Below are 21,394 nucleotides of genomic sequence, written 5' to 3'. Positions count from 1 at the left end.
GAGCATCGCGGGGATCATGCCGTCGGCGTGGATCCCGTGACGGGCGTCGAGGTCCACCTGGCGCCCTGGGTGGTGCCGGTGGCCGGCGAGCCGATCCGCGGCGGCGCCGTGGCGGTGCGCGGCGAGCGGATCCTCGCGGTCGGTCCGCGCGACGAGGTCCTCGCCGAGGGGGCCGACCGGGTGCGGGAGTGGGTCGGAGTGATCACCCGGGGCTCGGTCAACGCGCACTCCCACCTGCAGTACACCTGCATGGCGGCCGTCGGCGCCGGTCGCTACGAGGGCTTCGAGGACTGGTCTCGCGCGTTCCAGGTGGTCTACGAGCAGCCCTACGACTGGGGCCGCCTCGGCCGCCGACGGACTCGCGATCGCGGTCTCGACCGGCACGACCGCGATCGCCGACATCGTCACCGACCTCGAGGCGCTGGACGTGCTCGAGGCCGGCCGCGTGCACGGCATCGCCTACTGGGAGCTGATGAGCCTCCTCGAGGACGACTGGCGCGGCAGCGGCCGCGCGATCACCGCGGAGTCGTGCGGACCTCCGGGGTCACGCGCATCGGCCTCTCTCCGCACGCCCCCTACTCCCTGGACACCCCGGTGCTCAGCGATCTGACCGGCCTGTCGCCAGGAGCCCGGCGTGCGCCGGCACCTGCACCTGGCCGAGTCCGCGTGGGAGGCGGAGTACACGATGCACGGCCGCGGTGCGCTGGCCGAGCAGTGGCGCCGCTGGGGGTACGACGGCTTCCACCTGCTCCGCAACGGCGGCAGCGCGCCTGCCCGTGGCCTACGCCGAGATCGATCGGAGCGCTCGGCGACGACGTGCACATCGCGCACGGCATCTACGTGGACGCCGAGGACAGGGCGACGCTGCGCCGCTCCGGCACCTCGGTCGCCCTGCGCCCGCGCTCGAACGCGGTGATCGGACTCGACGAGGCCCCGGTCGCCGACTACCTGCGCGAGGGCAACGCGATCGCCGTGGGCACGGACTCGCTTCGTCGACTCCCTCGCTGGACCTCCTCGGCGATGTGGCCGAGCTGCACCGCATCGCGCGGGAGCAGGGCTACACGGGGAGGGATCTGCACACGCGGCTCCTGCGACGCGGCGACGTCCGGCGGGGCGCTGGCGATGGGCGGCCGACTCGTTCGGCGCGCTGGTGCCGGGAGCCCTCGCCGACCTGGCGGTGCTCGACGTGAGGCGCCGCGACCGGCGGACGACCTGGTCGCCGCGATAGTGGAAGCCGGTGAGGGCACGGCCCTCGCCACGATCATCTCGGGGGAGGTCCGATGGGCGCGGAGCTGACGGGCGAGCTGGTGGACCGGTTGAGCGTGGACGGACGCGTGCTCGGAGAGCGTGCGCCGACCCGCGCTCGCCGCGTCGATGGGGCTGGAGCCGCATCCGGAGGGCGGCGGTACCGCCGCACCTGGACCTCGCCGGAGCGGTTGACGTTGACGGCGCCCGACGGCTCGGTGCGCGAACGACCGGCGGCGACGCTGATCGTGTTCCTGCTGCCGCCGGGGGAGTCGTCGGCATGGCACAGGGTGTCGTCCGCCGAGACGTGGATCTGGAACGGACCGGGTCGGGTGGACCTGCAGTACGGCGGGAGCGGCGAGGAGCCGGAGGACGGGGAGACCGTCGTGCTGGGATCCGCGGTCGACGGGCTCGCGGTTCAGGCGCTCGTGCCGGCCGACGTCTGGCAGCGGACGCCTGCCGTCGGCAGAGGCCGCGCTGGTCAGCTCCGTCTCACCGGGGTTCGACTTCGCCGACTTCTCGATGCCGGAGGAGTGACGGAGCGGTCCTCGAGGAGACGGACCCAGAGTTCTCCGCCGTGGACTCGACACGGCCCGCGGGTGTGCTAAGTTATTCGAGTTGCCAACGGCCGGAACGGTCGCCGCGAAAGCGGTTCGATAGTCCCGGCGATCTGCGGTGGCAGGTCCTAGCGCAACAGCAACAGAACAACATTTTCGATCACTCTCGTTGTGAAGCACTTTGTGGTGTGGAGGCGGGTGTCCGATTCTTGAGAACTCAACAGCGTGCACTATGTTCAATGCCAATTTTATACCCCGGCCGGGTTTTTGATCTGGTTGGGATTCCTTTGGAAATTGATGTCAGTAATGATGTCTTATTTGCTAGAGGTCAAACTTGACTTCCTTCTCTTCGGGGTTGGTTGTCGTAATTTTTTTACGGAGAGTTTGATCCTGGCTCAGGACGAACGCTGGCGGCGTGTTTAACACATGCAAGTCGAACGATGATGCCCAGCTTGCTGGAGTGGATTAGTGGCGAACGGGTGAGTAACACGTGAGTAACCTGCCCTTGACTCTGGGGATAAGCGCTGGAAACGGCGTCTAATACCGGATACGACCTGCCCCGGCATCGGGTGCGGGTGGAAAGTTTTTCGGTCAAGGATGGACTCGCGGCCTATCAGCTTGTTGGTGAGGTAATGGCTCACCAAGGCGACGACGGGTAGCCGGCCTGAGAGGGTGACCGGCCACACTGGGACTGAGACACGGCCCAGACTCCTACGGGAGGCAGCAGTGGGGAATATTGCACAATGGGCGAAAGCCTGATGCAGCAACGCCGCGTGGGGGATGACGGCCTTCGGGTTGTAAACCTCTTTAGTAGGGAAGAAGGACTTCGGTTTGACGGTACCTGCAGAAAAAGCACCGGCTAACTACGTGCCAGCAGCCGCGGTAATACGTAGGGTGCAAGCGTTGTCCGGAATTATTGGGCGTAAAGAGCTCGTAGGCGGTTTGTCGCGTCTGCTGTGAAAACCCGAGGCTCAACCTCGGGCCTGCAGTGGGTACGGGCAGACTAGAGTGCGGTAGGGGAGAATGGAATTCCTGGTGTAGCGGTGGAATGCGCAGATATCAGGAGGAACACCGATGGCGAAGGCAGTTCTCTGGGCCGTTACTGACGCTGAGGAGCGAAAGCGTGGGGAGCGAACAGGATTAGATACCCTGGTAGTCCACGCCGTAAACGTTGGGAACTAGATGTGGGGACCTTTCCACGGTCTCCGTGTCGCAGCTAACGCATTAAGTTCCCCGCCTGGGGAGTACGGCCGCAAGGCTAAAACTCAAAGGAATTGACGGGGGCCCGCACAAGCGGCGGAGCATGCGGATTAATTCGATGCAACGCGAAGAACCTTACCAAGGCTTGACATATACCGGAAACTTCCAGAAATGGTTGCCCCGCAAGGTCGGTATACAGGTGGTGCATGGTTGTCGTCAGCTCGTGTCGTGAGATGTTGGGTTAAGTCCCGCAACGAGCGCAACCCTCGTTCTATGTTGCCAGCACGTCATGGTGGGAACTCATAGGAGACTGCCGGGGTCAACTCGGAGGAAGGTGGGGATGACGTCAAATCATCATGCCCCTTATGTCTTGGGCTTCACGCATGCTACAATGGCCGGTACAAAGGGCTGCGATACCGTAAGGTGGAGCGAATCCCAAAAGCCGGTCTCAGTTCGGATTGAGGTCTGCAACTCGACCTCATGAAGTCGGAGTCGCTAGTAATCGCAGATCAGCAACGCTGCGGTGAATACGTTCCCGGGCCTTGTACACACCGCCCGTCAAGTCATGAAAGTCGGTAACACCCGAAGCCGGTGGCCTAACCCCTTGTGGGAGGGAGCCGTCGAAGGTGGGATCGGTGATTAGGACTAAGTCGTAACAAGGTAGCCGTACCGGAAGGTGCGGCTGGATCACCTCCTTTCTAAGGAGCATCTGGACACCGCGTTCCTTGTGAGCGTTGTGTGTTCCAGGCGCTAGATCGAAGCGAATGTCTTCGCTGGTAGCTCATGGGTGGAACATTGAACTGGGTGCAGGTCGAGTTCGTCTCGTGTCAGTACAGCCTTCGGGTTGGGAACGCACGGTACGGAGGGTGGCTTGCACATGCACGCTGTTGGGTCCTGAGGGACCGGGCCGGCTGCCTTCGGGTGGTTCGGGTCGACCTTCTGGATCCTTTCTCCATGCCTGGGTGTGTGGGGGAGGGTACCGCCCGTATTTTGAGAACTACACAGTGGACGCGAGCATCTTTAGATTCAACACTTTCGGGTGTTGGGTCGATAGAGGCGCAGGGATGCTTTCGGGTGTTCCTGCAAATCATTGAAATCTGCAATCTTCGAATTGTAGTTTCTTAACTCATGTGATTTTCAAGTTTTTAAGAGCAAACGGTGGATGCCTTGGCATCTGGAGCCGAAGAAGGACGTCGTAATCTGCGATAAGCCTCGGGAGCTGATAAACGAGCTGTGATCCGAGGATCTCCGAATGGGGAAACCCCGCCAGGCCCCTTGTGGTGACCTGGTGACTCCCGCCTGAATATATAGGGCGGGTAGAGGGAACGTGGGGAAGTGAAACATCTCAGTACCCACAGGAAGAGAAAACAACAGTGATTCCGTTAGTAGTGGCGAGCGAACGCGGAAGAGGCTAAACCGAGCCATGTGTGATACCCGGCAGGGTTGCATGGTCGGGGTTGTGGGACTTTTCGTCGTGTTCTGCCGAGCACGGAACGTTACAGCGCATCATAGACGAACAGGTTTGAATGCCTGGCCAGAGCGGGTGCGAGCCCCGTAGTCGAAATGGTGTTATGGCGTGAAGAGTATCCCAAGTAGCACGGGGCCTGAGAAATCCCGTGTGAATCTGTCAGGACCACCTGATAAGCCTAAATACTCCCAGATGACCGATAGCGGACAAGTACCGTGAGGGAAAGGTGAAAAGTACCCCGGGAGGGGAGTGAAATAGTACCTGAAACCGTTTGCTTACAAACCGTCGGAGCCTCCTTGTTGGGGTGACGGCGTGCCTTTTGAAGAATGAGCCTGCGAGTTAGTGCTCTGTGGCGAGGTTAACCCGTGTGGGGCAGCCGTAGCGAAAGCGAGTCCGAATAGGGCGATTTTAGTCGCAGGGTCTAGACCCGAAGCGAAGTGATCTATCCATGGCCAGGTTGAAGCGACGGTAAGACGTCGTGGAGGACCGAACCCACTTCAGTTGAAAATGGAGGGGATGAGCTGTGGATAGGGGTGAAAGGCCAATCAAACTTCGTGATAGCTGGTTCTCTCCGAAATGCATTTAGGTGCAGCGTTGCGTGTTTCTTGCCGGAGGTAGAGCTACTGGATGGCCGATGGGGCCCAAAAGCTTACTGACGTCAGCCAAACTCCGAATGCCGGTAAGTGAGAGCGCAGCAGTGAGACTGTGGGGGATAAGCTTCATAGTCGAGAGGGAAACAACCCAGACCACCAACTAAGGTCCCTAAGCGCGTGCTAAGTGGGAAAGGATGTGGAGTTGCACAGACAACCAGGAGGTTGGCTTAGAAGCAGCCACCCTTGAAAGAGTGCGTAATAGCTCACTGGTCAAGTGATTCCGCGCCGACAATGTAACGGGGCTCAAGCACGCCACCGAAGTTGTGGCATTGACATTTTGTGGTAGGCCTTCGTGGTCCAGCCGTGTTGATGGGTAGGAGAGCGTCGTGTGGCGAGTGAAGCGGCGGTGTGAACCAGCCGTGGACGCCACACGAGTGAGAATGCAGGCATGAGTAGCGAAAGACGGGTGAGAAACCCGTCCTCCGGAAGACCAAGGGTTCCAGGGTCAGCTAATCTTCCCCTGGGTAAGTCGGGACCTAAGGCGAGGCCGACAGGCGTAGTCGATGGACAACGGGTTGATATTCCCGTACCGGCGAAGAACCGCCCAAGACAATCCAGTAGTGCTAAGTATCTGAATCCCTCTGATGGATCCCTTCGGGGTGAAGCGTTGGGCCTCAGCGTACGACCCCGTGCTGGTGCGTTTAGCGTATTAACAGGTGTGACGCAGGAAGGTAGCCGAGCCGGGCGATGGTTGTCCCGGTCTAAGGATGTAGGGCGAACGATAGGCAAATCCGTCGTTCACACAGCCTGAGATCTCGATGGGTAGACGCAAGTCGAAATCGGTGATCCTATGCTGCCAAGAAAAGCATCGACGCGAGGTTCTAGCTGCCCGTACCCCAAACCGACTCAGGTGGTCAGGTAGAGAATACCAAGGAGATCGAGAGAATCGTGGTTAAGGAACTCGGCAAAATGCCCCCGTAACTTCGGGAGAAGGGGGCCTGAGGCGTGAACGGACTTGCTCCGGGAGCGTTCGATGGCCGCAGAGACCAGTGGGAAGCGACTGTTTACTAAAAACACAGGTCCGTGCTAAGTCGCAAGACGATGTATACGGACTGACGCCTGCCCGGTGCTGGAAGGTTAAAGAGGAACGGTTAGCCGCAAGGCGAAGCTGAGAATTTAAGCCCCAGTAAGCGGCGGTGGTAACTATAACCATCCTAAGGTAGCGAAATTCCTTGTCGGGTAAGTTCCGACCTGCACGAATGGCGTAACGACTTCCCCAGCTGTCTCAACCGCGAACTCGGCGAAATTGCATTACGAGTAAAGATGCTCGTTACGCGCAGCAGGACGGAAAGACCCCGTGACCTTTACTATAGTTTGGTATTGGTGTTCGGTGTGGCTTGTGTAGGATAGGTGGGAGACTGTGAAGCGGGCACGCTAGTGTTCGTGGAGTCATTGTTGAAATACCACTCTGGTCACTCTGGATATCTAACTTCGAACCCTAATCGGGTTCAGGGACAGTGCCTGATGGGTAGTCGATCTGGGGCGGTTGCCTCCCTAAAAAGTAACGGAGGCGCCCAAAGGTTTCCCTCAACCTGGTTGGCAATCAGGTGGCGAGTGTAAGTGCACAAGGGAGCTTGACCGTGAGACTGACAAGTCGAGCAGGGACGAAAGTCGGGACTAGTGATCCGGCAGTGGCTTGTGGAAGCGCTGTCGCTCAACGGATAAAAGGTACCTCGGGGATAACAGGCTGATCTTGCCCAAGAGTCCATATCGACGGCATGGTTTGGCACCTCGATGTCGGCTCGTCGCATCCTGGGGCTGGAGTAGGTCCCAAGGGTTGGGCTGTTCGCCCATTAAAGCGGTACGCGAGCTGGGTTTAGAACGTCGTGAGACAGTTCGGTCCCTATCCGCTGCGCGCGTAGGAAATTTGAGAAGATCTATCCCCAGTACGAGAGGACCGGGATGGACGAACCTCTGGTGTGTCAGTTGTTCCGCCAGGAGCACCGCTGATTAGCTACGTTCCGGAACGGATAACCGCTGAAAGCATCTAAGCGGGAAGCCGGCTTCGAGGATGAGATTTCCATCCCTTCGGGGAGAGGCTCCCAGCCAGATTACTGGGTTGATAGGCCGGATGTGGAAGACAGGACTAAAGACTGTCGGAGCTGACCGGTACTAATAAGCCGATAACTTGACAATCACTACACTCATACCGTTGTAAAGGCTGGTAGGAGTGGTTAGAAGATTCGCTCGCGTCCACTTTGTGGTTCCCAGAAGACGGGCACCGCACCACCCTGTGAGGGGTGGTGCACATAATTGAATACACGCAAGACGTGTAACCCCAGATTTGACCCCCACCAGTTCGCTGGCGGGTGTGTCGCGAGCGGTTACGGCGGCTATAGCAGAGGGAAACGCCCGGTCACATTCCGAACCCGGAAGCTAAGACTCTCAGCGCCGATGGTACTGCAGGGGGACCCTGTGGGAGAGTAGGACACCGCCGGACACCATACACGATGGCCACCCAGACACTGGGTGGCCATCGCTGTTAACTCCGCCATCCCGATGCACGCGTCGGAGACTCTGATGGCGCTCGACGACGAGTGCGCTCACCTCCGTCGCTCTCCAACTGCCGGCTCAACGAGGGTTCTCTCTCCGACTGAGAAGACGGTTGCCGCTTGTGCCTGCGACCGGGTCGGCTTATCGGCAAGGCTTTGCAGGTCAGATCGACGCGCAGACAGGGCGGAGCTGGTCCGTCACTGACGAAACGCCGACCCGGTGTGCTCCGGGTCGGCGTTTCGTCGTTAGCGGTCCACTACTCGAGGAGCTTGCCTGCGGTGGCGACCTCGCGGATGAGGGACTGGATCTCCTCGGGGACTGCGGGGATCTCCTCGCGGGTGATGCCCGTCGAGGGCGACCAGACGAGGTTCACCTGCAGGGCCGGGTCGAGGTCCGGGTAGTCGCTGCGGTTGTGGCAGCCACGGCTCTCGCGGCGTTCGAGCGCCGCCTCGAGGGTGGCCCGCGCCGCCATGGCGGCCGACTTGAGGTCGAAGGCGTGCGCGAGGTCCTGGAACCCGGCGATGTCCGGGTGCACTCCGATGTCGGCGATGCGCGCCTCGATCGCGTCGAGCTCGGCGAGGCCGGCCACCAGACCCGCCTCGTCGCGGACGACTCCGGCGTGCTCGGTCATCGTGTTGCGGATCGCGCGCTGCAGGGCGCGGACGTTCTCGGTGCCGTCGGCAGCGAGCAGATCCGCGATCTCGTCGCGGGCCACCTGCAGTGAGGCGGCCGAGCGGGTCTCGCGCCGTCAGTGAGGCGGAGTATTCCGCGGCAGCCTGTCCGACGATCCGTCCGAAGACGAGCAGCTCGATCAGCGAGTTGCCGCCGAGCCGGTTCGCGCCGTGCAGTCCGCTGGACGCCTCGCCGATGGCGTAGAGCCCGGGGACGTCGGTGCTGTGATCGTCCGAGCGGACCCATACTCCGCCCATCGAGTAGTGCGCGGTCGGCGCGATCTCGATCGGGTCCTTCGTGATGTCGAGCATCTGCAGCTCGAGCATCGTCTGGTAGACGCGGGGAGCCGGGTCATGATCGTCTCGCGCGGCAGGTGAGAGACGTCGAGCCACACTCCACCGTTCGGCGTCCCGCGACCCTCCTTGATCTCGGTGTAGCAGGCGAGCGCGACCCGGTCGCGGGTCGAGAGCTCGAGGCGCTCCGGGTCGTACTTCCCCATGAAGCGCTCACCGAGTCCGTTGCGGAGGATTCCGCCCTCGCCGCGTGCCGCCTCGGAGATGAGGGTGCCGGTCGCGTTCTCGGGCTCGATGATGCCCGACGGGTGGAACTGCACCAGCTCGGGATCGCGCAGGCGACCGCCGGCCTCGACGGCCAGGCGGAACGAGTCTCCCGTGTTCTCATCGCGGCGCGAGGACGTGCGGCGCCAGATGCGGTTGTGCCCGCCGGCGGCGAGGATCACCGCGTCGGCGTGGATGAGGTAGCGGGTGCCGTCGACGAGGTCGAAGCCGTAGGCGCCGAAGACGGCTCCGTCGTCGTTGACGAGGATGCGCGTGACGTAGACGGTGTCGAGGATCGGGATCTCGAGCTGCGCGGCGCGGTTGACGAGCGTGCGCTGGATCTCGAGGCCGGTGTAGTCGCCCGCGAAGGCGGTGCGGCGATAGGTGTGCGCGCCGAAGAAGCGCTGGGAGATGCGTCCGTCGTCCTCGCGGGCGAACGGCATGCCGTAGCGCTCGAAGGTCCTGGATGCCGCGGGCGGCGTTTGAGGTGACGATCTCGACGGTGTGCGGGTTGGCGAGCAGGTAGGACTCGGTGATCGTGTCGGCCGCGTGCTGCTGCCAGCTGTCGTCGGGGTCCATCGTGGCGAGAGCGGCGTTGATCCCACCGGCGGCGAGCGAGGTGTGCGCGTCCGACTTGGAGCGCTTGCCCAGCGCGAGCACGTCGACGCCGGCCTCGGCCAGCTCGATCGCGGCGCGCAGGCCCGATCCGCCCGTGCCGATGACGAGGACGGAGGTGGAGATCCGACGCTCCAGAGTGGTGGTGCCTGAAGTGGTCATGACCCCACGCTAGGTTTCGCGCATCGATTACTCCAATGCATATATCGGCTACGGACCATGCGCTTAGGGTATGACCATGAACCTCGAGCAGCTGACCGGATTCGTCGAGGTCGCGCGCCAGGGCAGCTTCACCCGCGCGGCCGAGGAGCTGCACCTGGCGCAGCCCTCGCTGAGCCGGCAGATCGCCGCGCTGGAGCAGGATCTGGGATCGGAGCTGTTCCACCGCGCCCGCGGCGGCAATACCCTCACCCCGGCCGGCGAGCTCCTCCTGCCGCTCGCGCGGCGCATGCTCGCCGACGCGGAGTCGGTGCGCCGCGAGCTGGCCGAGCTGGCCGGACTCGAGCGCGGCCGGGTGCGCTTCGGCGCGACTCCGACCCTCTGCATCAGCCTCGTCGCGGAGGTGCTGCACGCGTTCCACGCGGCGCATCCCGCCATCGAGCTGCACCTCGCCGAGGACGGATCGCGGAGTCTCTTCGACCGCCTCGCGCGGGGCGAGCTCGATCTCGCGCTCGTGACGACGTCGACCGCGGCGACCGTCGGCGCCTTCACCGTGACTCCGCTGCTCGTCGAGGAGCTCGTCGTGGTCTCCTCCGCCGCGGAGCCCGCGCTGGCGGAGTCGGGCGCCCTGGATCTCGCGGCGGTGTCCCGCCTCCCGCAGATCGTCTTCAACTCGAGCTACGACCTGCGCCGCACGACGGACGCCGCGTTCTCGGCGGCCGGCCTGACGCCCGACGTCGTGCTGGAGGGAGCCGAGATGGACGCGGTGCTGCGCTTCGCCGAGCGCGGCCTCGGCATCGCGATCGTCCCGGCGATGGTGCTGCAGGGTCGGCCGGGGCTGCGGTCGATTCGGATCGAGGAGACAGCGTCGGATCGGCCGCGGCTCACGCGGACGATCAGCCTGGCGAGGCCGGCGGATCTGGCGCCGACGGCGGCGGTGCAGGTGATGCAGCGGACGATCGCGGCGACGGCACGGGCCTTCGCGGCGCAGGCGGGCGGGACGATGCGGGTGGCGGAGGGTCACGGGGCGTCGGGGAGGACGTCGCCGTGACGACGGATGCCCCGCCGCGGTACGTGCCTGCGGCGGGGCTCTGACGCCCGCCGACACGAGAGAGGGGCCCCCGGATGGGGACCCCTCGGTCGTCGTACAGGACTTCGCAGTCGGTCAGACCGTCACCTCACCTCACGGCCGGGTCGAGTCGTAGAGCGGACCGTCGTCCTTCGCCGCAGCGCCTCGCTGGTCGTGAGGCACGGAGACCTTCACGGTGCCGGAGCAGGTGCCGCCGTTGCCGTCGGCCGCGGGTGAACGAGACGTGGTAGACGCGTCCGTTGCCGGGGACCTTCGGGGATCCGCTGCGCTCCGCTCGGATCAGGGCCGTGCTCGTTCCGACGCCTGCGCCGTCCACGGCGGTGCTGCCGTCACCCACCGTGTTGACCGGCTCGTCCTGGTAGATCGAGGTGACGGTCACCGTGACGGGGTCGCCGTCGGGATCGGTGATGCCGGTGATGGTGACCGGGACCAGCTTGTGGTTCGGCGGCCAGACCGACTGGCCGGCCGTCGCGGTCGTGCAGACCGGCGGCAGGTTGCGGAGCTCCCAGATCGCTTCGGCCGTGGCGGTGCGGATGTCGCCGTCATCGTCGAAGCTCGCCGAGATCGAGTCGGTGCCGGCGACGGTGCCGACGTAGCTGAAGACGGCTCGGCCGTTCGCATCGGTCGTCGCCGTCCCTGCGGCGGTGTTCGCGCCGGTGACCTGGAACGTGACGAGCTCGCCCGGTACCGGGTTCCCTCGCCGTCGAGGACGGTGGCGGTGACCGTGTGGGTCGCGCCGACATCGAGCGTCGCCGTCGCCGGGTCGAGGGTGATCGCTCCGGGGAGGACGACGTTGGCGCCGCCCAGCGCCGCCGCCTCACCGGTGACGGAGTTCGTCGCGAGCACGGAGAGGAAGGCCGGGAAGGTGTCGTACTCGTCGTGCCAGCAGCAGATGTCGAGCGCGTCGGTGATCCCGATCTCGAGGCCGTCGGCGGTGGGGGTGATGTCGCGGTACTGGTCGGGGAAGCTGAAGGTGAACGATCCCAGCCCGCTGATGTAGCCGTAGGGCTGGCTGAGCCCCTGCTGGTTGAACCCGAGCAGTCCGCGTCCGGAGTTCACGTAGTCGGCGATGTCGATCCGCCGCTCGGTGAGGAGGATGTTCTCGGGCTCGGTGATCCCGCCGCAGGTGTCGAACGAGGAGCTCACGACGGCGACCATCAGGTACGGCGCGAAGGCCGTCGTCGTGATCTCGGCGCCGTTCAGGTAGTCGATCGTCTCGGCTGTCCTCGACACCGATCGCGTCCCAGAACTCGCTGGCACCGCAGCCGTTCGCTCCGATCACGGCGATGCCGTCGCCGCCCGAGCTCTCGGCCAGGATGCTCTCGACCACGTCGACGTAGACACTCAGGGGGCCGTGACCGCCCACCCCTCCGTCCTCGGCGTCGATGCCCATCAGCACCACCGGTCCGCCGCTGGTCGCCGCGGAGGCCGCGCCGGCCCCCAGTGGCATCAGTGCGGCGGAAGTCAGCAGCGCGATGGCTGCAGCGGCGATTCGGCCGCGTGTCGTGGCTGTCATCTTCTCTCCTTTGAGAAGCCGAGGGCACCGTTCGGATCGGTGTGCTACTCGGGCACCTGACCGTAGCGCCGCGGGAGTCGCGGTCGATAGTGCACATCGGTGCCGAATTCATCCGGTCGGCGACCCCAGTAGACGGGTGCTTCGGTCGATGGATTACTCATTCTTGCGGCTAGAAGGGTGGCAGTGGCCAGCCGCGACTGTACCGGAGATGAGGCGCTTCCAGGCCTCATCGGCGTCGTCGACGGACGAGTGGGAACGACTCCGAGTGTGGATCGAGGCGGCCGCTGACACGTCTGGTCCGCGCCTCCGGCCGACAGTCTGGAGAGCGGGACGCCCTACCGGATCAGCGTCCTGCCGGACCCCTGTAGCCTGCGCGCATGCCAGTAGGAGATGCGGAGCGAGCCTTTCAGGCCGCGGCGGCGGCTGACGGGATCGAACTGGAACGAGCTCGACTCCCCTGGGTCAATCGGCGCGGGCATTTCCATCTCCCGGAGGCAGCAGCCGCCGCCCGTGAGCCGTTGCAGGTGATCTTCGACGCGCTGGGCGGCATCCGCGCGGATCAAACCGCGAAGGGGACGCAGTCCCTTCCGGGCGACTTCATCCACCAGCCGACCGGGACCCTCATCGAGATCGACGAGTTCCAGCACTTCACGAGCTTCCGACGCCAGGCACTCATGCTCTACCCGAGCGATACTCCACTCGGATACTCCCTGACTCGCTACCTGGAGCTCTGCGACGAGTGGAGCCCCTCGCGCGGACAGGTATCGTCACGGCAGACGAGCGGTCGGCTTCGGCCCCTCCGGCAGGCCCCGCCAGCGGGCGTACAACGATTCTCTTCGAGACATCACGGCACCCGCCATGGGCCGTCCTCCGATCGTTCGCGTCCCCGTCCTCGATGGCGATGGAGCCGCGGCGTACTCGGCGGTCCGCGGTCGGCTCGGGCAGCTCGTCTCGACCGCGTCCCCGTGCGGCGGCGATGACCGATTCCCGCGGTACCGGCTTCGCGCTTCTGCCCGACAGTCCGGAGAACAGGCTGGCCACAGCCCTCGTCAGTCACGCATCAGACCTTTCGGAAGCTGCTCAGAGCCTCGAGCTCGCGCGGGAGGCGGGCGAAGGCAGCGCCTTGTGGATGCCGCTCACCATGCACGCGGTCACTGCGTATGTCCGGCCGTTCATACTCTCCGCCGTGCGACCCCGCCTCGATGAGATGTCCTGCTTCCCCGGCATTCCGGACGAGCGGCGCTCGCTCCACGAGACCATCCGGAGGTACCGGAACACGACGGTCGCGCACTCCCAGTCGACTCTCGTGCTGCCAGTCGCTCTCGCGGTCCTCGACACTCGCGGTCTCGTCACCGATGTGCGTGGGCTCTCCGTCACACAGCAGATGCCGGGCGCGATCGCCGCAGAATTCGACGATCTCATCGACGCTGTGCGGACCCTCGTCGCAGAGGCGGCCCGGCCCGTCCTGGACTCGTTGCGTGAGCGATACCGTCGAGTCGATGCCCTCACCGTTTCCGACTGGCCCGGTCCCGGTATCGCCTTCGCGCCGGACACGGACTTCACCGCAGCACAGGCACGGAACCGAGACCCGCGCTTCACCGCCTACGTCCACATCGAATCCCAGCCGCTCCTCCCAGAAGCGGACGTGGAAGCAGCACCCGATGCTGATCCGACGGAGAGGCGCGTCCCGCTGGGCCTCTGAGCAATCCATCGCGGCCGCACGATTGCTCGAGCGGGGTTCCTCAGGCCGAGGACTCGCGCGGAACGAGCCGCACCGGCATCCGCCGGACGCCCGGAGTGGCTCCGCCGCGGATCGCGTGCGACAGCTCCTCCGCCGCGGCGCGGCCCAGGGTCTCGAGCTGCATGTCGATGCTCGAGAGCGGGGGCGGGCCGCCTCGACGAGCAGGTCCCAGTTGTCGAAGCCGACCACTGCGACGTCCCGCGGGACGCGGCGGCCGCTCTCGCGGAGGTGGTCGAGGGCGCCGCGGGCGATCTGGTCGCTCGCGCAGATGAGGGCGTCGAGATCGGGGTGGGAGTTCACGAGCTCCTCCGCGCACTGGCGGCCCCAGCGCTCGGACCACTGGCCGTAGAGGACGTCGCCGCCGACCAGCGGCAGGCCCGCCTCCGTCAACGCCTCCTGGACGCCGGCGGCGCGGTCGCGGGCGGCGGCGTAGCTGGGCTCGCCGTTGATGAGGGCGATGCGGCGGCGGCCCCTCTCGACGAGGTGGCGGGCGGCGAGGACACCGGCCTGCGCGTTGTCGGGGGTGAAGGACGAGTCGGCGGGATCCTCGGAGGGGGCGTACGCGTAGACGACGGGCACGGGGATCGTGCTCGTGATCGAGGGGCGCGAGTTGGTCGTGCGACCGAGGACCACGATGCCGTCCACGCGCTTGGCGAGCAGGTTCTTGATGTGGTGCTGCTCGCGGACGGCGTCGCCGCGGGCGTCGCAGAGGAGCACCGAGGTGGAGCCGGCACCGAAGGCGTCCTCGGCGCCGAGGAGGACCGGGAGCACGAAGCGGTTGTCGAGGTCGCTGGTGAGCATGCCGATCGTGCCGGTGCGCGTCGAGTTCAACGCCTTCGCGAAGGGGTTCGGCGTGAAGGAGAGCGAGGTGGCGGCGTCGAGGACTCGCTGACGGGTCTCGGCGCGGACCTGATCGCGGTTGTTGAGCGCCTTCGACGCGGTGGCGACCGAGACTCCGGCGACCCGTGCCACGTCGGTCAGGGTGATGGTGCCAGTGGGCTTGCGCGGGGTCACGGCGTCCTCCGATCGGCGGCGCTGGTCGGCGCTCCGCACGATCCTCGCATGGAAACCGAAAAGACCGAAACGATCACGTCTCTTGACGCAGCCCCCGTCGATGCCTAGGTTCAACGGCAGAAAGTAGTTTCGGTGCCGCGGCGAAGCGGACCGGCGACCCGTCAACGACGAAGGGATCATCTCGTGAGGACGAGGAAGTACGCACGGGGCCTCAGCGCCGCCGTCGCTCTGGGAGCGGCCGCGGCCGTGCTGACCGGCTGCGCGGGGGCTCGGGAGGCGACTCCACCTCGGCCGCCGGGGGCACCTACACGTTCTGGGACCCGTACCCCCAGTTCGACGAGAGCAGCGACTGGGCCACCCTGATCGACGCCTGCGGCACGGAGGCGGGCGTGAGCATCGAGCGCACCGGGTACGACACCACGGACCTCACGAACAAGGCGCTGCTCGCCGGGCAGCAGGGGAACTCGCCCGACATCCTGCTCGTCGACAACCCTGTCGTGTCCACGCTGGCCGAGTCGGGCATCCTGACGACCACCGCCGAGAACGGACTCGGAGACCGGTGACATCGACGCGAACATCCTGGCCGCGGGCGAGGTCGACGGCGACACCTACGGCGTCCCGATCGGAGCCAACACGCTCGCGCTGTACTACAACACGGCGGTGCTCGCGGCGGCCGGAGTGGACATCGCCTCGGTCACCGACTGGGCGAGCCTGACCGAGGCGCTCGCGAAGGTCACCGCCTCGGGCGGCAAGGGCATCACGTTCTCGGGCATCGGCACCGAGGAGGGGAGCTTCCAGTTCCTCCCGTGGTTCTGGGGATCGGGCGCAGAGCTCACCGAGCTCGACTCGCCGGAGGCCGTCGAGGCCGTCTCGCTCTGGACCGACTGGGTGCAGAAGGGCTACGCGCCCGACTCCGTCATCGGCAACACGCAGACGACGAGCTGGCAGGAGTTCGAGACCGGCGAGTACGCGTTCGGCGAGAACGGGACCTGGCAGCTGGCCAATGCGAAGGCGTCCGGCATCGACTACGGGATCCTGACCATCCCCGCGATCGACGGCGGCTCGGCTCCGGCACCGACCGGAGGCGAGTTCCTGACGATCCCGGTGCAGGACGACGACGCGCGCTACGAGACCACCGCGGCGATCGCCGAGTGCCTGACGTCGACCGACAACCTCGTCACCACCGACACGACGCTCTCGTACATCGCGCCGACCGCGGACGCCCAGGCGGCGCAGGTGGCGGCGAACGCCGACCTCGAGCCGTGGGTCGAGGCGGTGCAGGCCGCGAAGGGCCGCACCTCCGACAACCTCGGCACGCAGTACCCGCGCATCTCGGAGCAGCTCTGGACGGCCGTGCAGAACGCGCTGAGCGGCGCGCAGTCGCCCGAGGACGCACTGAAGGCCGCGCAGGCCGCGGCCGAGTCGGCCACGAAGTAGGCGGACGGCCGGGCCGGTGCCGTGCGCACCGGCCCGGCCCCCCGACCCCCGCCCCACCCCGGAAGAGGGAATCATGACCACCACCACCGAGACCGCCCGGCTGCTGCAGCGCGGCGGCGAGCGGAGGGACTCCGCCCCCGCGGACGTCGCCCCCCGCCGGCGCCGAGCGCGCCCGGACGGGAGCCAGCTGATCGCGTGGGCCTTCCTCGCTCCGCTCGTCGCCTACCTGCTCGTCTTCTACGCCCTCCCGCTCTACCGCAACCTCGAGCTGAGCCTGAAGGACTACACGGTCCGCTCGTTCGTGCAGGGCGATGCGGCGTTCATCGGCGTCGACAACTACCTGCGGGTGTTCCAGGACGCGACCTTCGGGCCCGCGCTGCTGCACACGGCCGTCTTCACCGTCGTCTCGATCGCCTTCCAGTTCTCGATCGGCCTCGCGCTGGCGGTCTTCTTCTACCGGACGTTCCCGCTCTCGGCGACGCTGCGGGCGCTGTTCCTGGTGCCGTGGCTGCTGCCGCTGATCGTGTCGGCGTCGACCTGGTCGTGGATGCTGAACAGCGAGTCGGGCATCGTCAACGCGTTCCTGGAGTCGTTCGGCATCGGGCAGATCAACTGGCTGACGTCGCCGTCGACCTCGCTGATCGCGGTCCTGATCGCCAACATCTGGATCGGGATCCCGTTCAACCTCGTGATCCTCTACTCCGGTCTGCAGAACATCTCGCAGGACCTCTACGAGGCGGCCTCGCTCGACGGTGCGAACGGGTTCCAGACCTTCTGGCGCATCACGCTGCCGCTGCTGCGGCCGGTCTCGGCGATCACGATCCTGCTCGGCCTCGTCTACACGCTGAAGGTGTTCGACATCATCTGGATCATGACGAAGGGCGGCCCGGCCGACTCGTCCACCACGCTCGCGACCTGGACCTACCAGCTCGGCTTCGGCTCGATGCTGCCCGACTTCGGACCCGCGGCGGCGGTCGGCAACCTGCTGATCCTCCTGGCTCTTCGTCTTCGGCGTCGTCTACATCCGGGTGCAGCGGAAGCAGGCGCAGTCGTGACCGCGCGCAGGCCCTGGTGGCTGACCGCGATCGGCCTGGTGCTCACGGGGATCATGCTGTTCCCCGTCTACTGGATGGTGAACGTCTCGCTCACTCCGACCGGCTCGATGCGCAAGGATCCGCCGGACTGGTTCCCGCTCTCGCCCACGTTCACCGGCTACGAGGCGGTGCTGCGCGAGCAGCTGCCGTTCCTCGGCACCAGCCTGATCGTGGGACTCGGGACGGTCGTGCTCACCGTCGCGATCGCCGCTCCGGCCGCGTACTCGCTGGCGAAGCTGCGGCCCCGCGGAGGAACGGGCTCTCGTTCGTGCTCCTGATCGCGCAGATGATCCCGGCGATCATCATGGCGATGGGGTTCTACGCGATCTACCTCAACCTGGGGCTGCTGAACTCGGTGGCCGGGCTGATCGTGGCCGACTCCACGATCGCCGTGCCGTTCGGAGTGCTGATCTTCACCGCCTTCATGTCCGGGATCCCGGACGAGCTGACGCAGGCTGCACGGATGGACGGCGCGAACGCCTGGCGCACCTTCACGTCGGTGATCATGCCGATCAGCCGCAACTCCGTCGTCACCGTCTCGCTCTTCGCGTTCCTCTGGGCGTGGTCCGACTTCGTCTTCGCCTCGACGCTCGACAGCGGAGGGGACCTGCAGCCGATCACGCTCGGCATCTACCGCTACATCGGCAACAACAACCAGGAGTGGAACTCGATCATGGCCACCGCCGTCGTCGCCTCCCTCCCCGCCGCCGTGCTCCTCGTCGTCGCCCAGCGCTACGTCTCCGCAGGAGTCACCGCCGGCGCCGTCAAGGACTGACCGTCCCACCTAGGAGAACTCCGTGACCACGACGTCCCCCACTCCGACCCTCCCTCCCGCCACCGCCTCCGCCTCCGCCCTCGGCGGCCCGGTCGCGCCGAGCTCCGGACGGCTCCGCCCGCTCGGGCAGCACGAGATCCGCCTGACCGGAGGGTTCTGGAAGCGGTACCAGGAGCTCGGTGCGGGGGCCGTGATCGGGCACTGCCTCTCGTGGATCGAGCGGGTCGGCTGGGCCGGCAACTTCGACCGGGCGGCCGACGGCACGATCTCGGACGCCTCGGGCGATCACCACGCGGGGATCGAGTTCGTCGACTCGGAGGTCTACAAGCTGCTCGAGGCGATGGCGTGGGAGCTCGGCCGCTCGGACGACGCGGAGCTCGCGGCCTCGTACGAGGCGCTCGTCGCCCGGGTCGCCGCGGCACAGGAGGAGGACGGCTACCTGCACACGAGCTTCGGCCGCCCGGGGCAGCCGGCCCGCTACTCGAACCTGGAGTGGGGGCACGAGCTGTACTCGTTCGGGCACCTGATCCAGGCGGCCGTGGCCCGGCTGCGCACGGGGCACGACGACCTGCTGCCCGCGGTGGCACGGCGGCTGACGGAGCACGTCTGGCGGGAGTTCGGTCCGGAGGGGCGCGTCGCGGTCTGCGGGCACCCCGAGATCGAGCCGGCGCTCGCCGAGCTCGCCCGGGCGACGGGGGAGGGCCGCTGGCTCGAGCTCGCCAGGCTCTTCGTGGAGCGCCGCGGAACGGGGACGCTCGGACCCGTGCAGTTCGGCGCGGAGTACTTCCAGGACGACGTCCCCGTCCGCGAGGCGGACGTGCTGCGGGGCCATGCGGTCCGCGCGCTCTACCTCGCCTCCGGAGCGCTCGACGTGGCGGTCGAGACCGACGACGCCGAGCTCGAGGAGGCGGTGCGCCGCCAGTGGTCGAGCACCGTGGCGCGGCGCACCTACATCACCGGCGGGATGGGCTCGCACCACCAGGACGAGGCGTTCGGCGCCGACTACGAGCTGCCGCCGGACCGCGCCTACGCCGAGACCTGCGCGGCCATCGCGTCCGACATGCTCAGCTGGCGCCTGCTGCTGCGCTCGGGGAAACCGCCCACGCGGATCTGATCGAGCGCACGCTGCTCAACGCGGTGCTGCCTGCGATCAGGGCCGACGGGCGCGCCTTCTTCTACACGAACACGCTGCAGCAGCGGGCCGACGGAGTGGAGCCCGACGAGTCGGTCGAGACCGACCGGGCGCAGTCGAGCCTGCGGGCCCCGTGGTTCTGGGTGTCGTGCTGCCCGACGAACACCGCGCGGACGCTGGCGAGCGTCGAGCTGGGCTTCGCGACCGCGGACGACGAGGGCGTGCAGCTGCACCAGTACGGGTCCTACCGCGTCGAGACCGACGGCATCGCGCTGCAGGTCGAGACCGAGTACCCGGCCGACGGGGAGATCGTCGTGCGCATCGAGGAGGACGCCGAGTTCGCGCTCACCCTCCGCATCCCGCCGTGGGCGCGCGGCTCAGCGCTGCTCGACGGGGCGCCGGTGGAGGCGTCACTCGGGACGGTGACCGTGCGCCGCGCGTTCCGCGCCGGGGAGACCGTGCGCCTCTCGCTCCCGATGACCGCGCGATTCGTGACACCCCATCCGCGGATCGACGCCGTTCGCGGCCAGGTCGCTCTCGAGCGCGGACCGTTCGTGCTGGCGATCGAGTCGGCGGACCTGCCGGAGGGGCTCGACACCGAGCACCTCGCGGTCGACCGCTCGGTGGAGCCCGTCGTGACGCCGGACGGCGCCCGGGTGGCGCTCGCCGCGGTGTCGGCGGGGGAGGCGGGATGGGCCTACGGGGCCGGATCGGCACTCGTCGGCGAGCGCTTCGAGGCCGAGTTCCGGCCCTACTACACGTGGGCGAACCGCGGACCGTCGACGATGCGGATCTGGACTCCCGCGCTCTGATCGCGGAGTATCGGGGGTGCTCGCGGAGGGGCGGATCTTCGGGTGATCCGCGCCTCCGCGGGCGTTCTGCAGAGCAGCCCGGTCTCGATGCGCCGCTGCGCAGCTGCTCGACCAGCAGCTCCGGTGATCGAGTAGCCCTCGGAGAGGGCGTATCGAGATCCCCGTGTCCCAGCGGCGGCGGGTCTCGATACGCCCCTCTGGGGCTACTCGACCAGCAAGGGGGGCACTCGCCGACCGAGCCCTACTGCGAGAGCTGCAGGTCGAGGCGGTCGAGGAGGGTCTCGAGGAGATCTCGAACTCCTCCTCACTGCGGTCCTCGCTGAGGAGAGCGCGGAGGCGCCGGACCTCGGGCGCGGTGTCGAGGGAGAGGTTGCCGTCCCGCTGCGGGATGTCGGCGTCCCCCTCGTCGAGCGGGAGGTCCGTCGGCGACGTCTCGGCGCCCTTGACGGCCGACTGCAGGAGCAGCTGACCGAGCAGGAAGCTGCTGAAGGAGCGGTACGCGCCCACGGCCTGAGCGTCGGTGAAGCCGTTCGCCGTCAGGGTCGTGAGGAAGGTGTTGACGACCTCGATGCTGCGCAGCGGCGGACGCAGCCACGGAGCGGCCGGGTGCCGGGTCGCGACCAGCGGGAACGCCCTCGGGTGGTCGGTCGCGATGCGCCGCACCGCGTGGGCCGCCGTCTGCAGGAACTCCTGCCAGTGCTGGTCGTCCGCCTCGGCGAGGCTCGTGGTCAGGTCCGTCATCAGCACGGCGATGACCCCCTCGAGGAGGTCCTCCTTGCCGTGCACGTAGCGGTAGAGCGACATCGCCTCGACGCCCAGCTCCTGAGCGAGCGATCGCATCGAGAGGGCTTCGGCCCCCGAGCGGTCGATGTGGGCCAGAGCGGTCTCGATGATCAGATCACGAGTGAGCCGTGGCGCGGAGGAGCCGGACTTGCCCGTTCGTTCGCGGTCGGCCACGGAAGACACCTCTCTGCGTGCTCACCTGGCCCGGATATCAGGTCCTGGAGGAACGCGCAAGCTCTTCCACCCTACTGATGCTTACACCGTAAGGTTCACCAGTGGCTTACACCGTAAGTCCGTTCCCAGCGGAGTGACTGCAGGGGCTCGCTCTCCGGCCGGTCCTGCTCCTCCGGAGGAATCGGAGAGTGCTCCCGTACGGACGCG

The 21,394-nt window shown here is 66.4% G+C and carries 13 protein-coding genes, 3 rRNA genes and 4 pseudogenes; 13 read left to right on the top strand and 7 right to left on the bottom strand.

Annotated elements, in window-relative coordinates:
- The first annotated feature begins 36 nt into the window (after window positions 1-36).
- From AC0CII_RS15605 to rrf, 5 genes are all read left to right on the top strand, one after another.
- On the top strand, window positions 37-1,296 hold the full coding sequence (locus AC0CII_RS15605) for an amidohydrolase family protein (protein WP_465229977.1): 1,260 nt from the start codon (window positions 37-39) through the stop codon (window positions 1,294-1,296).
- The gene (locus AC0CII_RS15600; protein WP_465229976.1) at window positions 1,281-1,853 is read left to right on the top strand and encodes a cupin domain-containing protein; all 573 of its coding nucleotides are present in this window, start codon (window positions 1,281-1,283) and stop codon (window positions 1,851-1,853) included. Before AC0CII_RS15605 ends, AC0CII_RS15600 begins: the two co-directional genes overlap by 16 nt.
- Before the next feature lie 321 nt (window positions 1,854-2,174).
- Window positions 2,175-3,700 (top strand): 16S ribosomal RNA (locus AC0CII_RS15595).
- A 437-nt stretch (window positions 3,701-4,137) separates the two neighbouring features.
- Window positions 4,138-7,259, top strand: a 23S ribosomal RNA gene (locus AC0CII_RS15590).
- 189 nt (window positions 7,260-7,448) lie between these two features.
- A 5S ribosomal RNA gene (gene rrf / locus AC0CII_RS15585) occupies window positions 7,449-7,563 on the top strand.
- The 16S, 23S and 5S rRNA genes sit together here, the layout of an rRNA operon.
- Window positions 7,564-7,872: 309 nt before the next feature.
- Here the strand turns inward: rrf and AC0CII_RS15580 are convergent.
- On the bottom strand, window positions 7,873-8,331 hold the full coding sequence (locus AC0CII_RS15580; RefSeq protein WP_465229975.1) for a hypothetical protein: 459 nt from the start codon (window positions 8,329-8,331) through the stop codon (window positions 7,873-7,875).
- A gap of 634 nt (window positions 8,332-8,965) precedes the next feature.
- Window positions 8,966-9,622 carry an FAD-dependent oxidoreductase gene (locus AC0CII_RS15575; RefSeq protein WP_465229974.1) on the bottom strand — a complete coding sequence of 219 codons (657 nt, stop codon included), beginning with the start codon at window positions 9,620-9,622 and terminating at the stop codon, window positions 8,966-8,968.
- Between the two features lie 70 nt (window positions 9,623-9,692).
- Here AC0CII_RS15575 and AC0CII_RS15570 point away from each other — a divergent pair, with 70 nt between their 5' ends.
- Window positions 9,693-10,670, top strand: a complete 978-nt coding sequence (locus tag AC0CII_RS15570) for a LysR family transcriptional regulator (RefSeq protein WP_465227161.1) — start codon at window positions 9,693-9,695, stop codon at window positions 10,668-10,670.
- A 127-nt stretch (window positions 10,671-10,797) separates the two neighbouring features.
- Here the strand turns inward: AC0CII_RS15570 and AC0CII_RS15565 are convergent, their stop codons facing one another.
- From AC0CII_RS15565 to AC0CII_RS15555, 3 genes and pseudogenes are all read right to left on the bottom strand, one after another.
- Entirely contained in the window at window positions 10,798-11,088 is a 291-nt protein-coding gene (locus AC0CII_RS15565) for a hypothetical protein (protein WP_465229973.1), read from the bottom strand.
- Window positions 11,089-11,283: 195 nt separating this feature from the next.
- Window positions 11,284-11,349, bottom strand: a pseudogene (locus AC0CII_RS15560) (hypothetical protein); the annotation flags it as partial.
- A 1,211-nt stretch (window positions 11,350-12,560) separates the two neighbouring features.
- Entirely contained in the window at window positions 12,561-12,872 is a 312-nt protein-coding gene (locus AC0CII_RS15555) for a hypothetical protein (RefSeq protein ID WP_465227163.1), read from the bottom strand.
- 329 nt (window positions 12,873-13,201) lie between these two features.
- Here AC0CII_RS15555 and AC0CII_RS15550 point away from each other — a divergent pair, with 329 nt between their 5' ends.
- A complete protein-coding gene (locus AC0CII_RS15550; RefSeq protein WP_465227164.1) occupies window positions 13,202-13,927 on the top strand; it encodes a hypothetical protein in 726 nt (241 codons plus the stop codon).
- A gap of 40 nt (window positions 13,928-13,967) precedes the next feature.
- Here the strand turns inward: AC0CII_RS15550 and AC0CII_RS15545 are convergent.
- Window positions 13,968-15,160: pseudogene (locus AC0CII_RS15545) on the bottom strand (LacI family DNA-binding transcriptional regulator).
- A 209-nt stretch (window positions 15,161-15,369) separates the two neighbouring features.
- On the opposite strand from AC0CII_RS15545, the gene AC0CII_RS15540 reads away from it, so the two are divergent.
- From AC0CII_RS15540 to AC0CII_RS15515, 6 genes and pseudogenes are all read left to right on the top strand, one after another.
- Window positions 15,370-15,543, top strand: a complete 174-nt coding sequence (locus tag AC0CII_RS15540; RefSeq protein ID WP_465229972.1) for a hypothetical protein — start codon at window positions 15,370-15,372, stop codon at window positions 15,541-15,543.
- A 1-nt stretch (window position 15,544) separates the two neighbouring features.
- Complete coding sequence (locus AC0CII_RS15535; RefSeq protein WP_465230948.1) at window positions 15,545-16,417, top strand: sugar ABC transporter substrate-binding protein; 873 nt, start codon at window positions 15,545-15,547, stop codon at window positions 16,415-16,417.
- A 73-nt stretch (window positions 16,418-16,490) separates the two neighbouring features.
- Window positions 16,491-17,789, top strand: coding sequence for a carbohydrate ABC transporter permease (locus AC0CII_RS15530; protein WP_465229971.1), 1,299 nt, complete (start codon window positions 16,491-16,493; stop codon window positions 17,787-17,789).
- Entirely contained in the window at window positions 17,780-18,286 is a 507-nt protein-coding gene (locus AC0CII_RS15525; RefSeq protein ID WP_465229970.1) for a carbohydrate ABC transporter permease, read from the top strand. Before AC0CII_RS15530 ends, AC0CII_RS15525 begins: the two co-directional genes overlap by 10 nt.
- Before the next feature lie 22 nt (window positions 18,287-18,308).
- A pseudogene (locus AC0CII_RS15520) lies at window positions 18,309-19,837 on the top strand (glycoside hydrolase family 127 protein); the annotation flags it as partial.
- A 57-nt stretch (window positions 19,838-19,894) separates the two neighbouring features.
- Window positions 19,895-20,230: a hypothetical protein gene (locus AC0CII_RS15515; protein WP_465230947.1), complete on the top strand. Its 336-nt coding sequence runs from the start codon at window positions 19,895-19,897 to the stop codon at window positions 20,228-20,230.
- Window positions 20,231-20,734: 504 nt separating this feature from the next.
- Here the strand turns inward: AC0CII_RS15515 and AC0CII_RS15510 are convergent.
- A pseudogene (locus tag AC0CII_RS15510) lies at window positions 20,735-21,070 on the bottom strand (TetR/AcrR family transcriptional regulator); the annotation flags it as partial.
- Between the last annotated feature and the right edge of the window lie 324 nt (window positions 21,071-21,394).

This window comes from Rathayibacter sp. AC182 (assembly GCF_979253875.1).
This window is presented reverse-complemented; position numbering and strand designations above follow the sequence as displayed.